Raw genomic sequence first — 16,911 nt, 5'->3', positions numbered from 1 at the left:
CCGCCTAGCGTCACACCGAACTGCGTGAAACGGATTCATACAGTTCGGTGTGACGCTGAGCGGGACTCGCGGGGGCTAGCCGATGATGTGGACGCCGCCGTCGGCGTAGACGATCGAGCCTGTTGTGGCCGGGAGCCAGTCGGACAGGAGGGCGCAGACCGTGCGGGCTACGGGGTCGGCGTTGTCGGAGTCCCAGCCGAGGGGAGCCCGGGCGTTCCACGTCTCGCCGATGTCGGCGAAGCCGGGGATGGAGCGGGCGGCCATCGTGCGCAACGGCCCGGCCGCGACGAGGTTGGCCCGGACGCCGTGCGGCCCGAGTTCCCTTGCCACGTAACGGGTGACGGACTCCAGCGCCGCCTTGGCCACGCCCATCCAGTCGTAGTCGGGCCACGCCACACGGGCGTCGTAGTCGAGGCCCACCAACGAAGCCCCGGGCGTCAACAGCGGGGCAACGGCGCCGGCCAAGGCCTTGAAGGAAAAGGCCGACACGTGCACGGCCGAGGCGACGTCCTCCCACGGCGTGGCCATGAAGTCGCCGAAGCACGAGGCGGGGGCGTTGGCGATGGAGTGCACGACCCCATCCACGGCCGGCATGTGCTCGGCGACCCGCTCGGACAGCAACGCCAGGTCGGAGGCGGATGTCACGTCCAGCTCGACGACCGGCGCGGGCTTGGGCAGACGGTCGGCCAGCCGGCGGACCAGGGACAGCCGGCCGAAGCCGGTGAGCAGGACCTCGGCCCCCTGCGACTGGGCGACCCGGGCGGTGTGGAACGCGATGGACGACTCGGTGATGACCCCGGTGATCACGAGCCGCTTGCCGGTGAGCAGCATCAGTGCTCCCAAGCCGACAACACCAGCACGGCGTTGTGTCCGCCGAAGCCGAAGGAGTTGCTGACGGCGACCCGAACCTCGTGCTCCTGCGCCACATTCGGCACGAAGTTCATCTCGGCGTCCAGCGGGTCGTCGAGATTCACCGTCGGCGGCACGACGCTGTCCCGCATGGCCAGGGCGCACACGATGGCCTCGACCGCACCGCCGGCCCCGAGCATGTGGCCGGTCATCGACTTCGTCGAGCTCACGGGCACGGCACTGGCGCGTGCCCCCAGCACTGAGCGGATGGCGTACACCTCACGCTCGTCGCCGATGGGAGTGCTGGTGCCGTGGGCGTTGATGTAGTCCACATCGGACGAATCGACGCCGGCATCCTCCAGCGCCAGGCGCATGGCCTTGCGGGCGCCGATCGCCTCGGGATGCGGGGCGGTGAGATGATAAGCGTCCGAAGTGGACCCGTAGCCGCTGACCTCGGCCAGAATGGGCACGCCGCGACGAAGGGCGTGTTCCAGCTCTTCCAACACCAGCACACCGGCCCCGGAGCTCATCACGAAGCCGTCGCGGGCGGCGTCGAAGGGGCGGGAGGCCCGCGTCGGGTCGTCGTTACGGGTGGAGAGCGCGCGGGCATTGGCGCTGCCGGCCAGATCGGCGCGGTTGAGGCAGCTCTCGGCCCCGCCCGCGACGACGACATCCGCTATGCCGTAACGGATCCAGCGGGCGGCCTCGCCGATGGAGTCGGTGCCGGTGGCACAGGCGGTGGACTGGGCCCGGCTCGGACCTTGGGCCCCGATGCGCATCGTGACCTCGCCGACGGCGCTGTCGATTGCCCCGGTGACCTGGGAGAACGGGCTCACCGCGCGGGGACTGCGATCCCGCACGAGGTGGGCGACCTGCTGGTTGTAGTTGGCCGCGCCGTAGCCGCTGCCGATCAGCACGCCGACCCGGTCGGCCTCGTCCGGCCCGATGGTGAACTTGGCGTGCTCGACGGCCTGCTGCGCGGCCCCGACCGCGTACTGGGCGAACGAGTCCAGCCGCCGGCTCACCGTCCGCGGCATGTAGTCCTCGGGGTTGAAGCCCCGCACCTCACCGCCGATCCGCACCGTGAGGCCCGTGGTGTCCACAGTGGTCAGCTCGGCGATGCCGCTGCACCCGCGCAGCATCGCCGACCACGTCTCCTCCACCGTCAGGCCAAGCGGGGTGACCGCGCCCCAACCGGTGATCACGATCCGGCGCGGCGCTCCTGCAGTGCCCATCTCGTCACGACCTTTCCTCTTTCAGTGTCGGGAAGTCCCCTTCCAGCTGTGAAATCCCGGGCGGCGCGTCGTCCAGCTCGACCGGCACCCGCGCGATGGCGACCGTGCCGTGCTCGGTCGCGGCCAGCGCGTCGGCCAGCTGCTCGCGCAGGTGGCCCCGCTCGGTGAGCGTGACGGCGTGCACGTGGGGATGCCTGGTCGGCGCGGTCCGGGCCCGGGTGAACGAGAACTCGGTCAGTCCGCGTTGCTCCAGCTGTGTCTGCAACCAGCCGTAGCCGCCGTTGTCCAGCACCACGAACAACACGCCGATGCCGTTCTCCACCAACGTGTCCACATCGGACATAACCATGGTGAATGCGCCGTCCCCGACGAAGGCGACCACCTGGCGGTCCGGGTGGGCCAGCCGCACGCCGCCGGCCGCCGCCGCGCCGAAACCGAGGCTGGTCTGCTCGGACGGCACGATCGAGCCGCCGCACCGGAAGTACGGGAAGATGTAGGACCACATGTCCTGCAAACCGTTCTCCTGCACGAGGATCGCGTCCGGCCGCAGCACGTCCTGCAAAGCGGCCAGCACCTCGGCGATCTGGAGCCGGGGCGTGGCCCGCAGTCGGGCCAGCTCGGCTGAGGCATCGTCCACAAGCGACTGACGAGCGCCGACAACCCGCTTGAGCCACTGGGGATCGGGCTCGCCCGTCAACCCCAGCCACGAGCGCACGACATCGCCGCCGTCACCCAGCACTCGCGGCCCGGCGAACTCCGTGCTGAACTCGGCGGCGTCGATGTTGACCTGCACGGTCTGTTGGTCGTGCCGCCAGCCGTAGCGGGCGGTCTCCTCCAGCCGGCTGCCCAGGGCGATCACCAGGTCGGCGTCGCGCACCAGCTCCGACACCGCCGGCCGCGCGTACAACCCGGCCAGGCCAAGGAACTGCGGATGCTCCTCGTCGAACGAGCCACGCCCGGACGCCGTGACCAGCACCGCCGCGCCGGTCTTCTCAGCCAGCTTCTCCAGCAGCCGCCCCGAGTTCCGGTGCCGCATGCCGCCGCCGACCAGGATCAACGGCCGCCGCGCCAGCTGAATCGCCTGCACCGCAGCACTGTCGGCGCCGGCAACCGAAACCGTGCGCTCGATCGACGCAGCCCAGGGCCGGGTGCGCACGATCTCCGTCTCCCGCAGGTCGTCCGGGAACTCCACGTACACCGGCCCCGGAACCCCGCTCGCCGCAACGTCGAACGCCCGCTCCAGCGAGGCCACCACCCGTGACGGGTGATCCACCCGGGTCGCCCACTTGGTCAGCGGGGCCAGCACCGCCAGCTGGTCAAGCTCCTGAAACGCCCCGGAGCCCCGGTGCTCCGAGGACGTCCCGGTGGCGAGGACGACCACCGGGGCGGCGGAGAACCTGGCCTCCAGCAAGCCGGTCAGCGTGTTCGTGACGGCCGGTCCCTTGCCCACCACGACAACGCCGGGCCGGCCGGACGCCATGGCGTGCCCGGTGGCCATGAACACGGCGTTGCGCTGGTCCCGGCACAGCACCGAAGTCAGCTTGGAGCCGTCGACGGCGGCCAGGTAGCCCAGGTCGTCGCTGGGCAGGCCGAACACCGTCTCCACGCCGGCGGTTTCCAGGTAGTCGACGGCGGCGTGCCAGCAGCCGGGATAGGTGATCATCAGCGTGCCCCTCAGATCTGGTCCAGCAGGTGCTTCTTCTTGGCTTCGAACTCCTCGCGGCTGAGCAGGCCGTCGGCCATCAGCCCGCCCAGCGTGCGGATGGCCGCCGCGACCTGCTCGGCGCGGACGCCGGCCGAGGTCAGGTCCCCGACCGGGCCGCTGCCGTTGCCGATGGCGGCGGTCAGCGCCGCCGCGAAGGGCAGGGACTCCGCGACGGCGCCGTAGCCGAGCCCGAACAGCAGGGTGTGCGGGTCGTCGATCACGTCCATCTGCGGCCGCAGCACACCGACCGGGCGCAGCCGCAGGTGGCCTCGCACGAACCCGGGCAGCGACCACTCCACGGCGGCCAGCTCGCCGATCCGGTACACCTGGTCGCCGCCGGCCTGCTTGGCCAGGCTGGCCTTCATGCCCCACGACAGCCGCACCGAGTCGCCGTCGAACGTGGCGACACCGTCGAAACCACGCAGCCGCAACGGAGCCGGGTCGGTGTCGAGCAGGAAGCGCGGCGCCGGCTCGTCGGTCGGCGCGCACCGGTCGTTGATCGTGTCCTTGTACCGCAAGGCGTGTTCGGCCTGGTGCTGGTCCAGCTCCAGCCGGTAGAGCGCGTAGTCCTCCGGCAGCTGCCCGGCCGCGACCTCGGTGTACGGGTCGGAGCCCGGCCGCAGGGACAGGACCAGCGACGGCAGCCCGTCGTCGTCGTGCACGGTCGCCGAGGTGATCGCCTCGAACGGCACCAGCCGTTGCCCGATCCGGCGCAGCAGTCTCGGCACTCCCTTGCTGGCCGAGTAGTTGACCCGCACGCCGGCCGGGGTGAACGCCCACGTGGCGTTCCGGCCGGCCAGCGTCAGGTCGAAGTCCAGTTCCGGGCTGCTCATGACGACACCTCCGCGGTTGTGGTGACGGGCTTGGGCGGACGGAGCTGGTGCAGGGACCGGACGAACAGCAGCGACACCGCGACCACCAGGTAGCAGCCGCCGATGAGGGCGAAGGCGGCGTGCGCGCCGACGCCGGTGATCAGCCAGGTCACCAGCGCCACGGCGACCGGTCCGGGACCGGAGATGACGGTCGTCGCGACGCTGGTGACCCGGCCGAACATCCGCTCCGGCACGCGTTCCTGCAATGCGGCCAGGTAGAGCAGGTCGATCGGGCTGGTGAGCACGCCGGCCACCACCATCAGGCCGAGCGCGACGGCGGTGTGGTCGTTCACCGACAGCAGCAGCACCACCAGGGCGAACCCCAGGTAGGCGCTCAGGTACAGGCCGCGCGGCGGGGCTCTGTGCCCGAAGACGCTGTAGCCGACGGTGCCGGCCAGCGACCCGAGGCCGAAGCAGCTGACCAGCACCCCGTACCAGGTCACGGAGCCGAGCACCTGCTGCGCGTACAGGGTGAGGCCGATGTTGGCGATGGCCGCGTCCAGTGCGGCGAAGAAGACGGTGAAGCAGATCAGCGTGCGTAACAGGCGGTCGGACCAGAAGTACCGGATGGCCTCCCGGAACTCGCGCTGGTACGAGCGACGCCGGGGTCGGGCGGCGTTGACCTCGTCGATGGTGGTCATCGTCGGCCGGCGCAGGAACACCAGCGCGACGGTCAGGGCGAGCAGCGCGCAGACAGCGTCGGCCAGGATGGTGAAGACGCTGCCCAGCACCGCGGCGATAATGCCGGCGGCGATCGGGCTGGCCAGGTTGGACACCCCGTTCATGGCGCGCACGGTGCCGTTGGCGCGGGCCAGGTTGCGGCCCGAGGCTTCGGCGACGGCCGGGATCATGCCGAAGATGGCGACCCGGCCGGGTGACTCCACGCAGCTGCGCACGAACGAGAGCGAGACCAGCAGCCACGGCGGCAGCAGCCCGGCCGCGAACAGGGCGACCGTCAGCGCCGCGGTGGTCGAGCCGCCGGCGAGCGAGAAGATCCAGGCCCGGCGCATGCCGACCCGGTCGATCAGCGGCCCCATCAGGCCGCCGGTGAGCAGGGAGCCGACGAGCGCGGCGGCGGCGATCCAGCCGGTCAGCGTCGCGCTGCCGGTGGTGGTGAGCACGAAGAGGGGAAGGCCGTAGGAGCCGATTCCGACGCCGACCATGCTGGTGCCGAACGCGAGCAGCATGATCGGATATCCGACCCGGGCCGGCGCCGCGTCGAGCGCTTTCACCGGTGCCGCCATCGTGTTCTCACCCGCCTTTCGGTCGCCGGAGACAATAAATGGCCGGTGCGGGCGTTGCACGCCGCCCGCACCGACCGACTATCGCTTAACGCATCAGGCGTTGAAGCAGGTGGCGCTCACCGTGCTGCCCGGGAGGCGGGACTCGACGGCCGCGGTCTCCATGTTCTGCAGGTCCAGGATCATGGCGTGCTCCTTTGTGCTGAAGAATTCCGTCTGACAACAAGGGTGAATCGGGTTCAGCAGCCACCGCTGACGGTCGAGCCCGGCAGGCGGGTCTCGGCGGCGGAGGTCTCCAGGGTCTGAAGGTCCAGGATCATGAGTGTCACCTCGCTTCGTGCGCTAGTGCGAAAAGAACGACTCGGGCGCTTTTCAGCAGCCACCGCTCACGGTCGAGCCCGGCAGGCGGGTCTCGGCGGCGGACGTCTCCAGGGTCTGAAGGTCCAGGATCATTGGTGGTCACCTCGCTTCGAAGACTAGGTCGGAAAGTGGGCTACAGGCGCTGGTTTCTCAGCAGCCACCGCTGACGGTCGAGCCCGGCAGGCGGGTCTCGGCGGCGGACGTCTCCAGGGTCTGAAGGTCCAGGATCATGGGTGATCACCTCCGTTCGCGTATGACATTCCCCGGGGCTGAGCCGGGTGGTAGAAGAGCCCCCGCGTTGATATCGGAAGAAATCACTGTGCGAAGGGCATGAACGGCACGCCAGGTCGAATCGTCGAGTTTATGGCTGCGATGATTCCGGCGTTGCCGGTCGAGAAGTCCATGGACAAGCGGGACGATCCGTCACCGGGAAAAGAGGCATGTCCATGATATTCGAGCAGATGCCATCGGAGCTTCGCGAGGTGATCCTCAGCGCTGGATTCTAGGTCCTGTCCGATTCGCTCTGAAATGAGACTAGCATGCCCCGAGCGGGAAAGTCCAGAGAGAACCGCGAGCAATCCGGCGCGCCCGTTGAAAAGCTGGGCGTCCATTACGAACATGCTCTCGCAGGCGCGCGAAAGCGGGCTCAGAGCGGCCAGGACGCGTTCGTCGGCGGTGTGTCGGGACACCATGTCGCCCACCAGGGCGATCCCGGCGGAGCCGATCTCCAGGTACGGCAGCCGGCGGAAGCCGCCGTCCACCTGGAGCGTGCCGTCCTGTTCGTCGGCCACGCACAGGTCCAGGTCGCGGTGCACGGCCCGGACCGCCTGATCGAGCCAGGCGCGATCCTGGGTCGCCTCGTACAGCCGCAACAGGAACAGCGCCGGCCCGGACCAGCCCCGCAGCAGGCCCCCGTTGGTGCCGGAGTCCCGCACTCGGCCCAGCCGGCCCGGCGGCCGGTCGATGCCGCAGGGTTGACCGCTCTCCACCGCGTCGCCGACCCGCAGACCCAGCTCCAGCGCTCGGGCGAGATGCCCGGTGCCGGGCCGTTTGTCGTGCAGGTGCAGCAGATTCAGCCCGATGCCGGCCAACCCGCTGAACAGCGTCAGGTCGGTCGTCTCAGCCACCAGGTCGGCCGCCCGGACCACCAGGCCCGCCGCTTCCGCCCGATAGCCGAGATGGTCGAGCACATGGGCCACGCCGTGCGCGCCGTCGAAGAAGCCCGGCCGCTCCACCGGCGCGGATGCCTTGTGCAGCAGCCACTCTCGGTGTTTGCGTTCGGTCGGCAGCCCCGCTGACGACAGCGCCCACAGCACGCCGGCGGCGCCGTGCGCGAAGCTGGCGCCGTCGGTGGAGATGAAACCCTCGATGTCGCCGGGAAAGAGGCGATCCTCACGATCGGGCGTGGCGCTGGCGGTGATCGCCGCCGCCAGCGACTCGATGGCCGCGGACCACCCGGCTTCGCCCCAGCGCGCGGACGGGGCGGACACCGCGGCCGGAACCTGGTTCACGGCACGGCGATCCGACAGCTCGTGCACCGGCTTGGTGAACTCCGGCGGCAGCTCGAACAGCTGTTCCGCTTCGTTCATCAGCTCACCGAGCTTGGCCGGCGCCAACGCCAGCACGCTGGTCAGCGGCATGAACATCCACAGCCGCAACACGGTCAACGCCTGGCGGTCGACGTCGACGCCCGACACCTCACGTGACACGAAACCCGCGTGGCCGGCCAGCTGGCGGCGCTGTTCGCTCGCCGGGAACGCGCTTTCGAAGTCGACGAGGCCGGGCTCGTCGTTGTCGTCGACCATGATGTTGGCCGGGTGCAGGTCCGCGAACACCACACCGCGCTCGTGCACCCGCGCCACCAGCTCGGTGATCCGGTCGTGCAGCTTGATCGCCCGCTCGGCGTAGGCCCGGCGCTGCTCGGGCGTGGAAAACACGCCCACCAACGGGAACTGGTTGGCCATCCAGTGCTGGAGGGCCTGCCCGGGCACCCGGTCCATCACCAGGAACCGGTGCTCCCACACCTGGATGACCTCGTGCAGAGCCGGAATCCCTTGCACACCGGCCAAGTGGCGTAGCGCCCACTCCTCCTGAGCCAGCCTCGTGACCGCATCCTGCTCATCACCGGACAGTCCGGCGTGCGGCCGCGCCTCCTTGATGACGACCTCGTGCCCGTCGGTGCGCCGCTTGGCCACGTACACGCCGCCGCCGTTGGAGAAGTGCAGCGCCTCGGTCACGTCGTAGTCCAGCTGCCCACCGGACTTCACCTTGTCGTGGTGCGGCTGAAGGAAAGCCGGCAGCTGGACCCACTCCGGCACGGTGAACACCGGGCGGCGCTCGTCCGGCACCAGCGTGCCGTCCGGTCGCTCGATCGCCAGCTCACGCTCGCCGTCCTCGGTCACGCAGTAGCGCTTGTCGAAGCCGCCGTAGCGCACGTACAGGGGCCCGTCGTGGAAACGCAGGTCGCTCAGCACATACGGGCCGTCCGCGCCGCCGACGAGCTCGTCCAGGCCGACCAGCACCCGCTCCAGTTCGGCCTCGTCGACGGGGTAGATGGTGATGAGCTTGCCGCTCGCCGCCCGCGGCGCGTACTTCATGCTGTACGCGTGCAGCAACGCCCGGCCGCGCAGGAACTTGAAGGCCACGCCGTGCTCGACCAGGTAGCCCGCGACGGCCTTGAGCACCTCCAGCGCGTTCGACGGCACGGCCGACACGTGAATCTTCCAGCCCTGCTTGGGAAGGGCCAGGCCGTCCGGCCGCAGCATGACCCACGGCCCCGCGCCGCTGCGCCGCCAGCCGGCCGGCACGTCACCGGTGGCCAGCTCGAAGGTCTGCTCGGCGTGCCAGCGCATCGGATCCTCGAAGAACACCCGGTCGGCCAGCGAATACAGCTCTATTGCCGGTTTCATCGCATCTCTCCCCAGGACGAGGGCCCGTCGTTGGCGAGGTACTTGGCCAGCGACTCCCGGGCCCTGGCCTTGTCCTCGGCCGGGACGAGCTCGGGCATCGGCAGCCGGCGCCCGTACTCGGCCCGGTTGGCGTAGTACTCGTGCCGCAGGATCGACCAGATCGTGCGGTGGTGGTACTCGCCGTCGACGAAGTAGTAGTCGCGCAGCACGCCCTCCAACGTGAAGCCGTCCCTGGTCAGCACCTGCAGCGAATGCCGGTTGTAGCTGGCCGTCGAGAACTCCACCCGGTGGGCGTTGAGCTGGTGGAACACAAAATCGGTGAGCAGGCTCAGCGCCTCGGCGCCGTAGCCGGCCTGCCACCTCTCGGAGATGCCGACCGCGCCGCCCATCGCGTACGAGTGGGCCCCGCCGCCGCCCGCGGCCCGGTAGTTGACCACGCCCACCGGCTCGCCGTCCCTTGACACGACAACGAAGTACCGCACCTGCCCGCTCTCGGCGGCCTGCCGCAGCGCGGCCGCGTCGATCGCCTCGTGGGTGTCGCCGGTCAGGGCCGCGGCGTGCGACATCGGCCGCAGCCACGCCGCGATCCGGTCGTAGTCGTCGGACTCCGGCCAGCGCAGCGCACAGATCGCGCCTTTCATGGTGTGTGTGCTCCCTCCGGACCGCTCCGGCCCATGGGAAACGGGCTGTGGGCGCGCCAGGGCGCGCCACAGCGTGAGTGTGTGTGGTGTGAAACGGCCGCATGCCTGATCCGCGGGCACACGAGGAGAACCCTCGGCCCGCCCAGTGGCGAACGGCGTGAAAGACGGCAGTCGCATCTGCCGCACACCGGGGGGCGCACCAACGTGCGCTCACGGCGCGCCTCTGCGCGCTCACCCCAGCACTACCCCAGTTACTGCACCCCAGTCGTTCCGCTCTGGTTACACGACTACCGGTAGGACGTTCGACTGTCAACGGCCTTGCCCGGACGGATCGGCGACGCTTTCCCGAACGACGCTCGCACACCACTTACGAACGTGGTCCGCAAATCCCGTTCGATTCTGATCAGGCTTTGAGCCACGCTCAAATGACTACTCCATCGGTGTTTCACGGTGTTCCAACCGTCGTACGACGTTTGATTCGCGCGTAGGCGGTGCGGCGTAACGTCTTCCCACGTCCGCACGGGTGTGCGAGGGCAGGGGTGGATGCGCTCCCACGCCGAACCGAGCTTCATTCTTGAACCGCGTGGCCGGGCCCGGTAGCGTTCATGACGGTGGTCACGTCGCAGGCCAGCACCTCGAATTCGCCCGGCAGTCGCCGGGATCCGCTCACCAAATCCGTTGTCGCGGGGCGGCGTAACGGGGCGCGGGGCGGGTGGGGGGGCGTGGATAGTGTGGGAAACAAAGGTGCGTAGCCCTGGTTGCCGGGTGTAGGGAACAAATAAAAACCCAAACCCTGGGTTTGTAGCAAGCGACGAGCAGAGGAGCGCCAGGTGAGCAGCGTCGACGTGCGTCTGGTCAGCGAGGGTTCGGTCTGGTCCACGCAGACGGTGGCCCGCCGGTGCGCCGCCCTGGCGAGGAAACTGGTCGCGGCCGGCTTACGGTCGGGCGACCGCGTCGCCCTCGTCGGCGCGAATTCCACCGATTACGTGCTTGCGCTGCTCACCCTGATCCATCTCGACGTGTCCATCATGCTGCTGGACGAGCACCAGTCGGCCGAGGACCGCGCGCCGGCGCTGCGCTCCGTGCAGTGGATGCTCGGCAGCGACGCCGTCGCCACCGACGCCATGCCCACCCGTGCGCCCCGGGGGGTGCGGGTCGTGAGGATGGCCGACGTGGTGCCGGCGGCCGACGCCAACGTCACCGACGAGCCGCTGGCCCTGGACTTCTCGGCGTGGTGGAACCGCCGGGACGCCCTGGTGCTGCTCACCTCCGGCACCACCGGCGCGCCGGCCATCATCGTCCGCAGTGGACGGTCGGTGCGCAGCAACATCGACGCCACCGCGCGCCGCATGGGCTACCGCGACGACGACGTCATGCTGCCGATGCTGCCGTTCTCGCACCAGTACGGCCTGTCGCTGATCCTGCTGTGGTGGCAGAGCCGGTGCTGCCTGGTGATCGTGCCGCGGGCCCGGCTCGACCGGGCCGTCGAGGCCATCACCAGCATGCGCGTCACCGTCGTCGACACCACCCCGTCGACCTACGACTCGCTGCTGCGGGTCATGGACCACCGCCAGGTCACCCGCGACCAGCTGGCCCACGTGCGCATGTGGTGCGTCGGCGGCGCGCCGCTGGGCAGCACCCTGATCGCCAAGTTCCGCGAGTTCACCGGCAAGCCGCTGCTGGACGGCTACGGCAGCAGCGAGGCCGGCAACATCGCGCTGGCCGCGCCCGGCGACGAGAACCTGTGCGGCAAGCCGCTGGACGGCTTCGAGGTCGACGTCCTGGACGACAAGGGCATCCCGGTGCCGGCCGGTGTCGTGGGCGAGTTGGTGGTGCGCAGCGAGGATCTGCTCGTCGGCACCATCGACAAGGACGGCCGGTTCCTGGAGAGCACGCGAACCCTGTACCACACCAACGACATCGGCTACCTCGACGAGGACGGCAACGTCGCCGTGCTCGGCCGCAAGGGCGCGGTGCACCGGCACGGGCACACCCTGTACCCGGAAGCCTTGGCCCGTAAGGCCGAAGCCTTCGGCGCGCCGGTGCGGGTGGTGGCGCTGGAGCACGAGCGCCGCGGCAGCAAGCTGGTGTTCGTCGTCGCCGACGAGTCCGGGCGCGACCCGAAGTACTGGAGGCGCGTGTTCGGCGAGCGCCTGGCCGTGCACGAGCAGCCCAACCAGGTGCTCGTCGTGCACAACTTTCCCCTCAACCACAACGGAAAGGTCGATCAGCGGGCGTTGCGCGAGCTGGCGGCGGGCCAGGTCAAGGACGACCCGGAGGAGGTGTTCCCGGTGGCCATCAACGGCATGCGCACCGACCTGAGCCGGATCCCGCTGGCCGAGCGGGTCGACGCGCTGCGCAAGGTCGAGCAGTACCTGCGGGAGCACCGCGACGAGGTGCTCGGCGTGCTCACGGAGATGTCCAACTACCGCACCGCCGCCGGCGAGCTGAACACCGCGCTGGCCACCCTCAAGGGCGCCGCAGCCGAGGTCGCGCTGTGGTCGCCGCCGCTGGTCAACCGGACCGCCGTGTTCATGCCGTCCAACGTCCCGCTGTTCGGCTACGTGCTGTACCTGCTGGTGCCGGCCCTGTACAGCGAGGAGGTCGTGTTCCGGCCGTCCGCGCACATCCGCCGGCAGCTGATCGCCCTGCACGAGCTGCTCGCCCCCGTGCACGGGCTGCCGATCACGCTGTCCACCAGCACCCAGAAGGAGTTCGTCACCGGCGAGACCGCCGCCTCCGAGGTGGTGGTGTTCACCGGGGCGTACTCCAACGCCGAGAAGATCCGCGCCCAGCTGCGCCCCGATCAGCTGTTCGTGTACTACGGCCAGGGCATCAATCCGTTCGTCGTCGGCCCCGGCGCGGACGTCGACCTGGCCGTCACCGACCTGCTGGAGATCCGGCTGCTCAACTCCGGCCAGGACTGCTTCGGCCCGGACCTGGTGTGTGTGCACGAGTCGCTGGAGGAGCGCTTCTTCGCCACGCTCGGCAAGCGCATCGACGAGCTGGTGCTGGGGGAGCGGTCCGACCCCAAGGCCGACTACTCGCCGATGTTCTACGAGCAGGCGTTCGGCTTCGCCCTGGAGTACCTGCACCGCAACGCCCGGCACATCGTGCACGGCGGCCGCGTCGACCTGTCCCGGATGAGCCTGGAGCCGACCGTGCTGCGCCGTCCCAAGGGGCACAAGGTCACCTGCGACGAGCTGTTCGCGCCCATCTTCAACGTCGTCGTGTACGGCGACCAGCGCGCCCTGCACGACATCCTGACGCTGCCGTTCCTGGAGGAGCGGGCGATGGGCGCGATGGTGTACGGGGACCTGCCGGAGACGGTGAAGCTGCTGCGCAAGCGGCACGAGGTGTGCCTGAACACCACGCTGTTGGAGGCCGACGACGGCAACGCCCCGTTCGGCGGCCGTGGCATGGTCGCCAATTACGTTGCCTACCAAGGAAGGCGGATCGCCGAGCCGCTGCTGATCTCCAAGGCCGTCGCCGACTACATCGGCGCCGACCGGCGGCAGCTGACCACCAGCGCATGAGCGCGCGGGTGTGCATCGTGGGCGCCGGGCCGCGTGGCACCTCGGTGCTGGAGCGGCTCGGCGCGCTTGCCGGTTCTCTCGATCTCGAAGTGCATGTGGTGGACCCCTTTCCGCCGGGTCCGGGGCGGATCTGGCGGGAACGGCAGCCGTCGCTGCTGTGGATGAACTCGACCGTCGCCGGGGTGGCGATGTTCGGGCCGGGCGTGCCGTCGCTGGGGGAGTGGTCCGGGCTGCCGGCGACGGCCTTCGCCACGCGGCCGCAAGCCGGCGCGTACTTCTCGTGGGTGTTCGAACAGGCGGCGTCCCGTGTGTCACGTCTGGTCGTGCACACCGACCGTGTTGTGGACATTGTGGACGGACGGGTGGTTCTAGGCAGCGGCAGTTCGTTTCAGGTCGACGCCGTCATCCTGGCTCAGGGGCACATCGACCCGCTGCCTTCCCCTGCGGAGCTGGAGTACCTCGACCATGCTCGACGTTTCGGCCTGACCTACGTGCCAAGCGGCTACGCCTCCGATGTGTCGGCCATCCCCGCCGGCGCGCCGGTGATCGCCCGTGGCCTGGGACTGACCTTTGTGGACTACATGGTGCTGCTCACCGAGGGGCGCGGCGGCCAGTTCCACCGCGTTCCCGGCGGGGAGCTGGTGTACGAGCCGAGCGGGCGGGAACCGGTGCTGTACGCCGGTTCCCGTAGCGGGTTGCCCTACCACGCAAAGCCCGGATACCGGTTGGCGGAACCCGCGCCGCTGCCCAAATTCCTGGACCGGGAGACCGTGCCGGGTGCTGCTTTGGACTTTGTTGGGGATCTCTGGCCGTTGGTCGTCAAGGAAGGGGCTTGGGGCTACTACCACGAGCTCTTCCTGGCCCACCCGGAGCGGGTCCGAGGTCAGTGGGCGGACTTCGTCACGGGGTTCGAGAAGTTCGACTGGGGTTCCGCCGAGCTGGAGGCGCTGATCGAGGAGGCAGTGCCGGGCGACCGCTTCGACATCGACGCCCTGTTCGAGCCTTTGCGTTGGCACGGCGGGGATTTCCACACCTTCGCCGAGCAGTTCCTGGCCGAGGTGCTGGACGTCCGTAACAACCGGGACCGCAGCCCGCTCATCGGGGCCGTCAACGGCATCGGCTCCGCTCTGGGCGTGGTGCATGAGCTGCTGGCCGAGCGGCGCATCGCCGGGGCGTCCCGGGTGATCGACATCGAGCAGCGGTTCCTGCCCATGACCAGCTTCCTGACCAGCGGGCCGCCGGGGCGGCGGGCCGAGGAGCTGCTGGCCCTGGCCCGCGCCGGCTTCGTCCGCTTCCTGGGGCCGGGCCTGGAGATCACACCTCGTGCGGACGGCTTCGTGGCGGTGACCGAGGCCGCGACGGTCACCGCCCGCTGCCTGATCGAGGCCCGGCTGCCCCCGCCCAGCATCGGCCGTGCCGACGATCCCCTGGTGCGGGCTCTGTTGGCGCGGGGCGAGTGCGTGGAGGACACCGTCGGCGACTGGTCCAGCGGGCAGCTCGGGGTGCGGGCCGGCGACCACCGGCTGCTGCGGGCCGACGGCAGCGCCCACCCCATGACCTTCGCCGTCGGCCCCTGCGTCGCCGGCTTCCGCGCGCCCATCAGCGACGGGCCCGCCGAGCTCGACTTCTTCACGCAGAACGACTCCGTCGCCAGGGCTGCGCTGGCCGGCCTGGCGACGTGACGGGCGGTGGCCGGGGCTCGCCCGGCCACCGCTCCATAACTGCCCCGACCACTAGCGACTATCTTGTGGACATGAGCAGCCAAGCCGCCCAGATCATCGCCGCGCTGCGTCGCGGCCACGACGAGCTCGTCAGCCGGCTGGCCGCGCTGGGGCCGGACGACATCGTGCGCACCTCGGGCTCCGCGGACTGGACCGTGGCCCAGACGGTCAGCCACCTCGGCAGCGGCGCCGTGATCTCCAAGGCGTCCCTCGACGCCGCCCTCGCCGGCGACGCCAACCCCGGCATGGACTTCAACAAGGAGGTGTGGGCCCGCTGGGACGGCATGACGCCGGACGAGCAGGTCGCCGCCTTCCCCGCCGTGAACGAGGAGCTGGTCGGCGCCTTCGAGGCGTTGGACGACCGGGCGCTGGTCGAGCTGCGGATCGACCTCGGCTTCATGCCCCAGCCGCTGGACGTGGCCGGCGTCGCCGGCATGCGGCTCACCGAGTTCGCCCTGCACGCGTGGGACGTCAACGTCGCCTTCGATCCCACCGCCACCGTCGCCCGTGACGCCGCCGTGCTGTTGGTCGACACCATCGGCCCGCTGCTGCGCTTCGCCGGCAAGGCCGACCAGGTCGACGGCGCCGTGACGGTCGCCGTGCGGGCCACCATGCCCGACCGCGACCTCGGTCTGGTCATCGACGACGTGGTCGAGCTGACCGACCTGCCGGCCACCGCCGAGGCCAAGATCGTCGCGCCGACCGAGTACCTGGTGCGGCTGTTCTCCGGTCGGCACGCCGCCGAGCACACCCCGGTGTCCGTGAAGGTCACCGGTTCGCTGACCCTGGACGACCTGCGGCGCGTCTTCCCCGGCTACTGATCACTGGGGGGCAGGACCCGGGCGGCCGTCGTCCGGGTCTCCGCATCGAATGCCCTCACGCCAGTGAGGCCAGCGCGTCCATCACCGCCGTCACCGCCGGTCGGGTCCGGGAACCCGCACGGATCACCGCGTCGATGCGGCGGGAGCGGCCCGTCGGCGTTGTCGGCACGTCGACGTGCAGCAGCGCGAGGCGGGGGAGCACCGCCGCGCCGACGCCGGCCGCCACGAGGCTGGCGATCGTCGCCAGTCCCATGAACTCCCAGCGGGAATCCGGTGTCACCCCGAGCTCGGCCATGATCTCTTCCGCCACTCGCCTCGACGGTTGGTCCGGCGGCGCCACCAGCCAGGTCGGGTGGTCGATCGGGCCGGCGATCACCAGTGTCAAGCCCCGGGTTTGATGGAGACTGAGTTAACTGGTTTCCAGGGTTGCGGCGACCGGGCGGGTCATCGCGTGGAGCGCCTCGTACTCGACGGGCGGGAGGTGCCCGAGTTCGCCGTGTAGGCGCCGGTTGTTGTACCAGTCGATGTACTCGACGGTCGCGAGTTCCAGGTCGTCCAGGCCTCGCCAGGGGCCGCGGTTGCGGACGAGTTCGGCTTTGTACAACGAGTTGAACGCCTCGGCCATCGCGTTGTCGTAGCTGTCGCCCGTGGACCCGACCGAGGCCACGGCGTCGGCCTCGGCCAGCCGCTGGGTGTAGCGCACCGCCCGGTACTGCACTCCGCGGTCGCTGTGATGAACCAGCCCGGTCAGATCACCGCCGCCAGCCTGGCGCCGCCAGATCGCCATCTGCAACGCGTCCAACGCCAAATCCGTGTAGAGACTGGTGGCGACCTGCCAGCCGACGATCAAGCGAGAGAACACATCCAGCACGAACGCCGCGTAGACCCAACCCGCGGCGGTGCGCACGTAGGTGATGTCGGCTACCCACAGCTCATTCGGCTGTGTGGCAGTGAAATCACGGTCCACCAGATCACGTGGCCTGCCGGTCTCCGGCGCCGGCCGGGTCGTGCGCGGGGACTT

At 69.9% G+C, this 16,911-nt stretch carries 12 protein-coding genes; 3 read left to right on the top strand and 9 right to left on the bottom strand.

All coding sequences use genetic code 11. The features are described 5' to 3' along the window. Positions 1-75: 75 nt before the first annotated feature. The 7 genes from fabI to AB0M73_RS38905 form a co-directional block, all read right to left on the bottom strand. A complete protein-coding gene (gene fabI, locus AB0M73_RS38935; RefSeq protein WP_363902267.1) occupies positions 76-831 on the bottom strand; it encodes an enoyl-ACP reductase FabI in 756 nt (251 codons plus the stop codon). Next, positions 831-2,084 (bottom strand): beta-ketoacyl-ACP synthase II, encoded by a 1,254-nt coding sequence (gene fabF / locus AB0M73_RS38930; RefSeq protein ID WP_363902263.1) that lies wholly within the window; start codon positions 2,082-2,084, stop codon positions 831-833. Before fabF ends, fabI begins: the two co-directional genes overlap by 1 nt. 4 nt (positions 2,085-2,088) lie before the next feature. Continuing rightward, positions 2,089-3,747, bottom strand: coding sequence for a thiamine pyrophosphate-binding protein (locus AB0M73_RS38925; protein ID WP_363902261.1), 1,659 nt, complete (start codon positions 3,745-3,747; stop codon positions 2,089-2,091). Positions 3,748-3,758: 11 nt separating this feature from the next. After that, positions 3,759-4,622, bottom strand: a complete 864-nt coding sequence (locus AB0M73_RS38920) for a DUF4429 domain-containing protein (protein ID WP_363902258.1) — start codon at positions 4,620-4,622, stop codon at positions 3,759-3,761. Continuing rightward, positions 4,619-5,905 (bottom strand): MFS transporter, encoded by a 1,287-nt coding sequence (locus AB0M73_RS38915; RefSeq protein WP_363902255.1) that lies wholly within the window; start codon positions 5,903-5,905, stop codon positions 4,619-4,621. Before AB0M73_RS38915 ends, AB0M73_RS38920 begins: the two co-directional genes overlap by 4 nt. 671 nt (positions 5,906-6,576) lie before the next feature. Beyond that, positions 6,577-9,171: a class III lanthionine synthetase LanKC gene (gene lanKC / locus AB0M73_RS38910; RefSeq protein WP_363902252.1), complete on the bottom strand. Its 2,595-nt coding sequence runs from the start codon at positions 9,169-9,171 to the stop codon at positions 6,577-6,579. Then, entirely contained in the window at positions 9,168-9,812 is a 645-nt protein-coding gene (locus AB0M73_RS38905; protein ID WP_043715796.1) for a GNAT family protein, read from the bottom strand. Before AB0M73_RS38905 ends, lanKC begins: the two co-directional genes overlap by 4 nt. 830 nt (positions 9,813-10,642) lie before the next feature. Here AB0M73_RS38905 and AB0M73_RS38900 point away from each other — a divergent pair. The 3 genes from AB0M73_RS38900 (at position 10,643) to AB0M73_RS38890 (ending at position 15,890) form a co-directional block, all read left to right on the top strand. Beyond that, positions 10,643-13,348 (top strand): aldehyde dehydrogenase family protein, encoded by a 2,706-nt coding sequence (locus AB0M73_RS38900; RefSeq protein ID WP_363902248.1) that lies wholly within the window; start codon positions 10,643-10,645, stop codon positions 13,346-13,348. Beyond that, a complete protein-coding gene (locus tag AB0M73_RS38895) occupies positions 13,345-15,030 on the top strand; it encodes an FAD/NAD(P)-binding protein (protein ID WP_363902245.1) in 1,686 nt (561 codons plus the stop codon). Before AB0M73_RS38900 ends, AB0M73_RS38895 begins: the two co-directional genes overlap by 4 nt. Before the next feature lie 71 nt (positions 15,031-15,101). Next, complete coding sequence (locus tag AB0M73_RS38890) at positions 15,102-15,890, top strand: maleylpyruvate isomerase family mycothiol-dependent enzyme (protein WP_363902242.1); 789 nt, start codon at positions 15,102-15,104, stop codon at positions 15,888-15,890. 55 nt (positions 15,891-15,945) lie between these two features. On the opposite strand, the gene AB0M73_RS38885 is transcribed toward AB0M73_RS38890, so the two are convergent. Both AB0M73_RS38885 and AB0M73_RS38880 read right to left on the bottom strand, forming a co-directional pair. Further along, entirely contained in the window at positions 15,946-16,266 is a 321-nt protein-coding gene (locus AB0M73_RS38885) for a LysR substrate-binding domain-containing protein (RefSeq protein ID WP_363902370.1), read from the bottom strand. A gap of 33 nt (positions 16,267-16,299) precedes the next feature. Further along, positions 16,300-16,911 (bottom strand): IS3 family transposase (locus AB0M73_RS38880; RefSeq protein WP_363902239.1); only part of this gene is annotated, 612 nt, incomplete at its 5' end.

Origin of the sequence: Kutzneria sp. NPDC051319 (assembly GCF_040682195.1) — a bacterium.
Taxonomy (GTDB): domain Bacteria; phylum Actinomycetota; class Actinomycetes; order Mycobacteriales; family Pseudonocardiaceae; genus Kutzneria.
Note: the sequence above shows the minus strand (reverse complement) of the source record. Positions and strands in the feature narration are given on the sequence as shown.

Excerpts from the sequence above, each read along its gene's own strand:
- fabI (WP_363902267.1), bottom strand. The coding sequence starts at position 831 with ATGCTGCTCACCGGCAAGCGGCTCGTGATCACCGGGGTCATCACCGAG.
- fabF (WP_363902263.1), bottom strand. The coding sequence starts at position 2,084 with ATGGGCACTGCAGGAGCGCCGCGCCGGATCGTGATCACCGGTTGGGGC.
- AB0M73_RS38925 (WP_363902261.1), bottom strand. The coding sequence starts at position 3,747 with ATGATCACCTATCCCGGCTGCTGGCACGCCGCCGTCGACTACCTGGAA.
- AB0M73_RS38920 (WP_363902258.1), bottom strand. The coding sequence starts at position 4,622 with ATGAGCAGCCCGGAACTGGACTTCGACCTGACGCTGGCCGGCCGGAAC.
- AB0M73_RS38915 (WP_363902255.1), bottom strand. The coding sequence starts at position 5,905 with ATGGCGGCACCGGTGAAAGCGCTCGACGCGGCGCCGGCCCGGGTCGGA.
- lanKC (WP_363902252.1), bottom strand. The coding sequence starts at position 9,171 with ATGAAACCGGCAATAGAGCTGTATTCGCTGGCCGACCGGGTGTTCTTC.
- AB0M73_RS38905 (WP_043715796.1), bottom strand. The coding sequence starts at position 9,812 with ATGAAAGGCGCGATCTGTGCGCTGCGCTGGCCGGAGTCCGACGACTAC.
- AB0M73_RS38895 (WP_363902245.1), top strand. The coding sequence starts at position 13,345 with ATGAGCGCGCGGGTGTGCATCGTGGGCGCCGGGCCGCGTGGCACCTCG.
- AB0M73_RS38890 (WP_363902242.1), top strand. The coding sequence starts at position 15,102 with ATGAGCAGCCAAGCCGCCCAGATCATCGCCGCGCTGCGTCGCGGCCAC.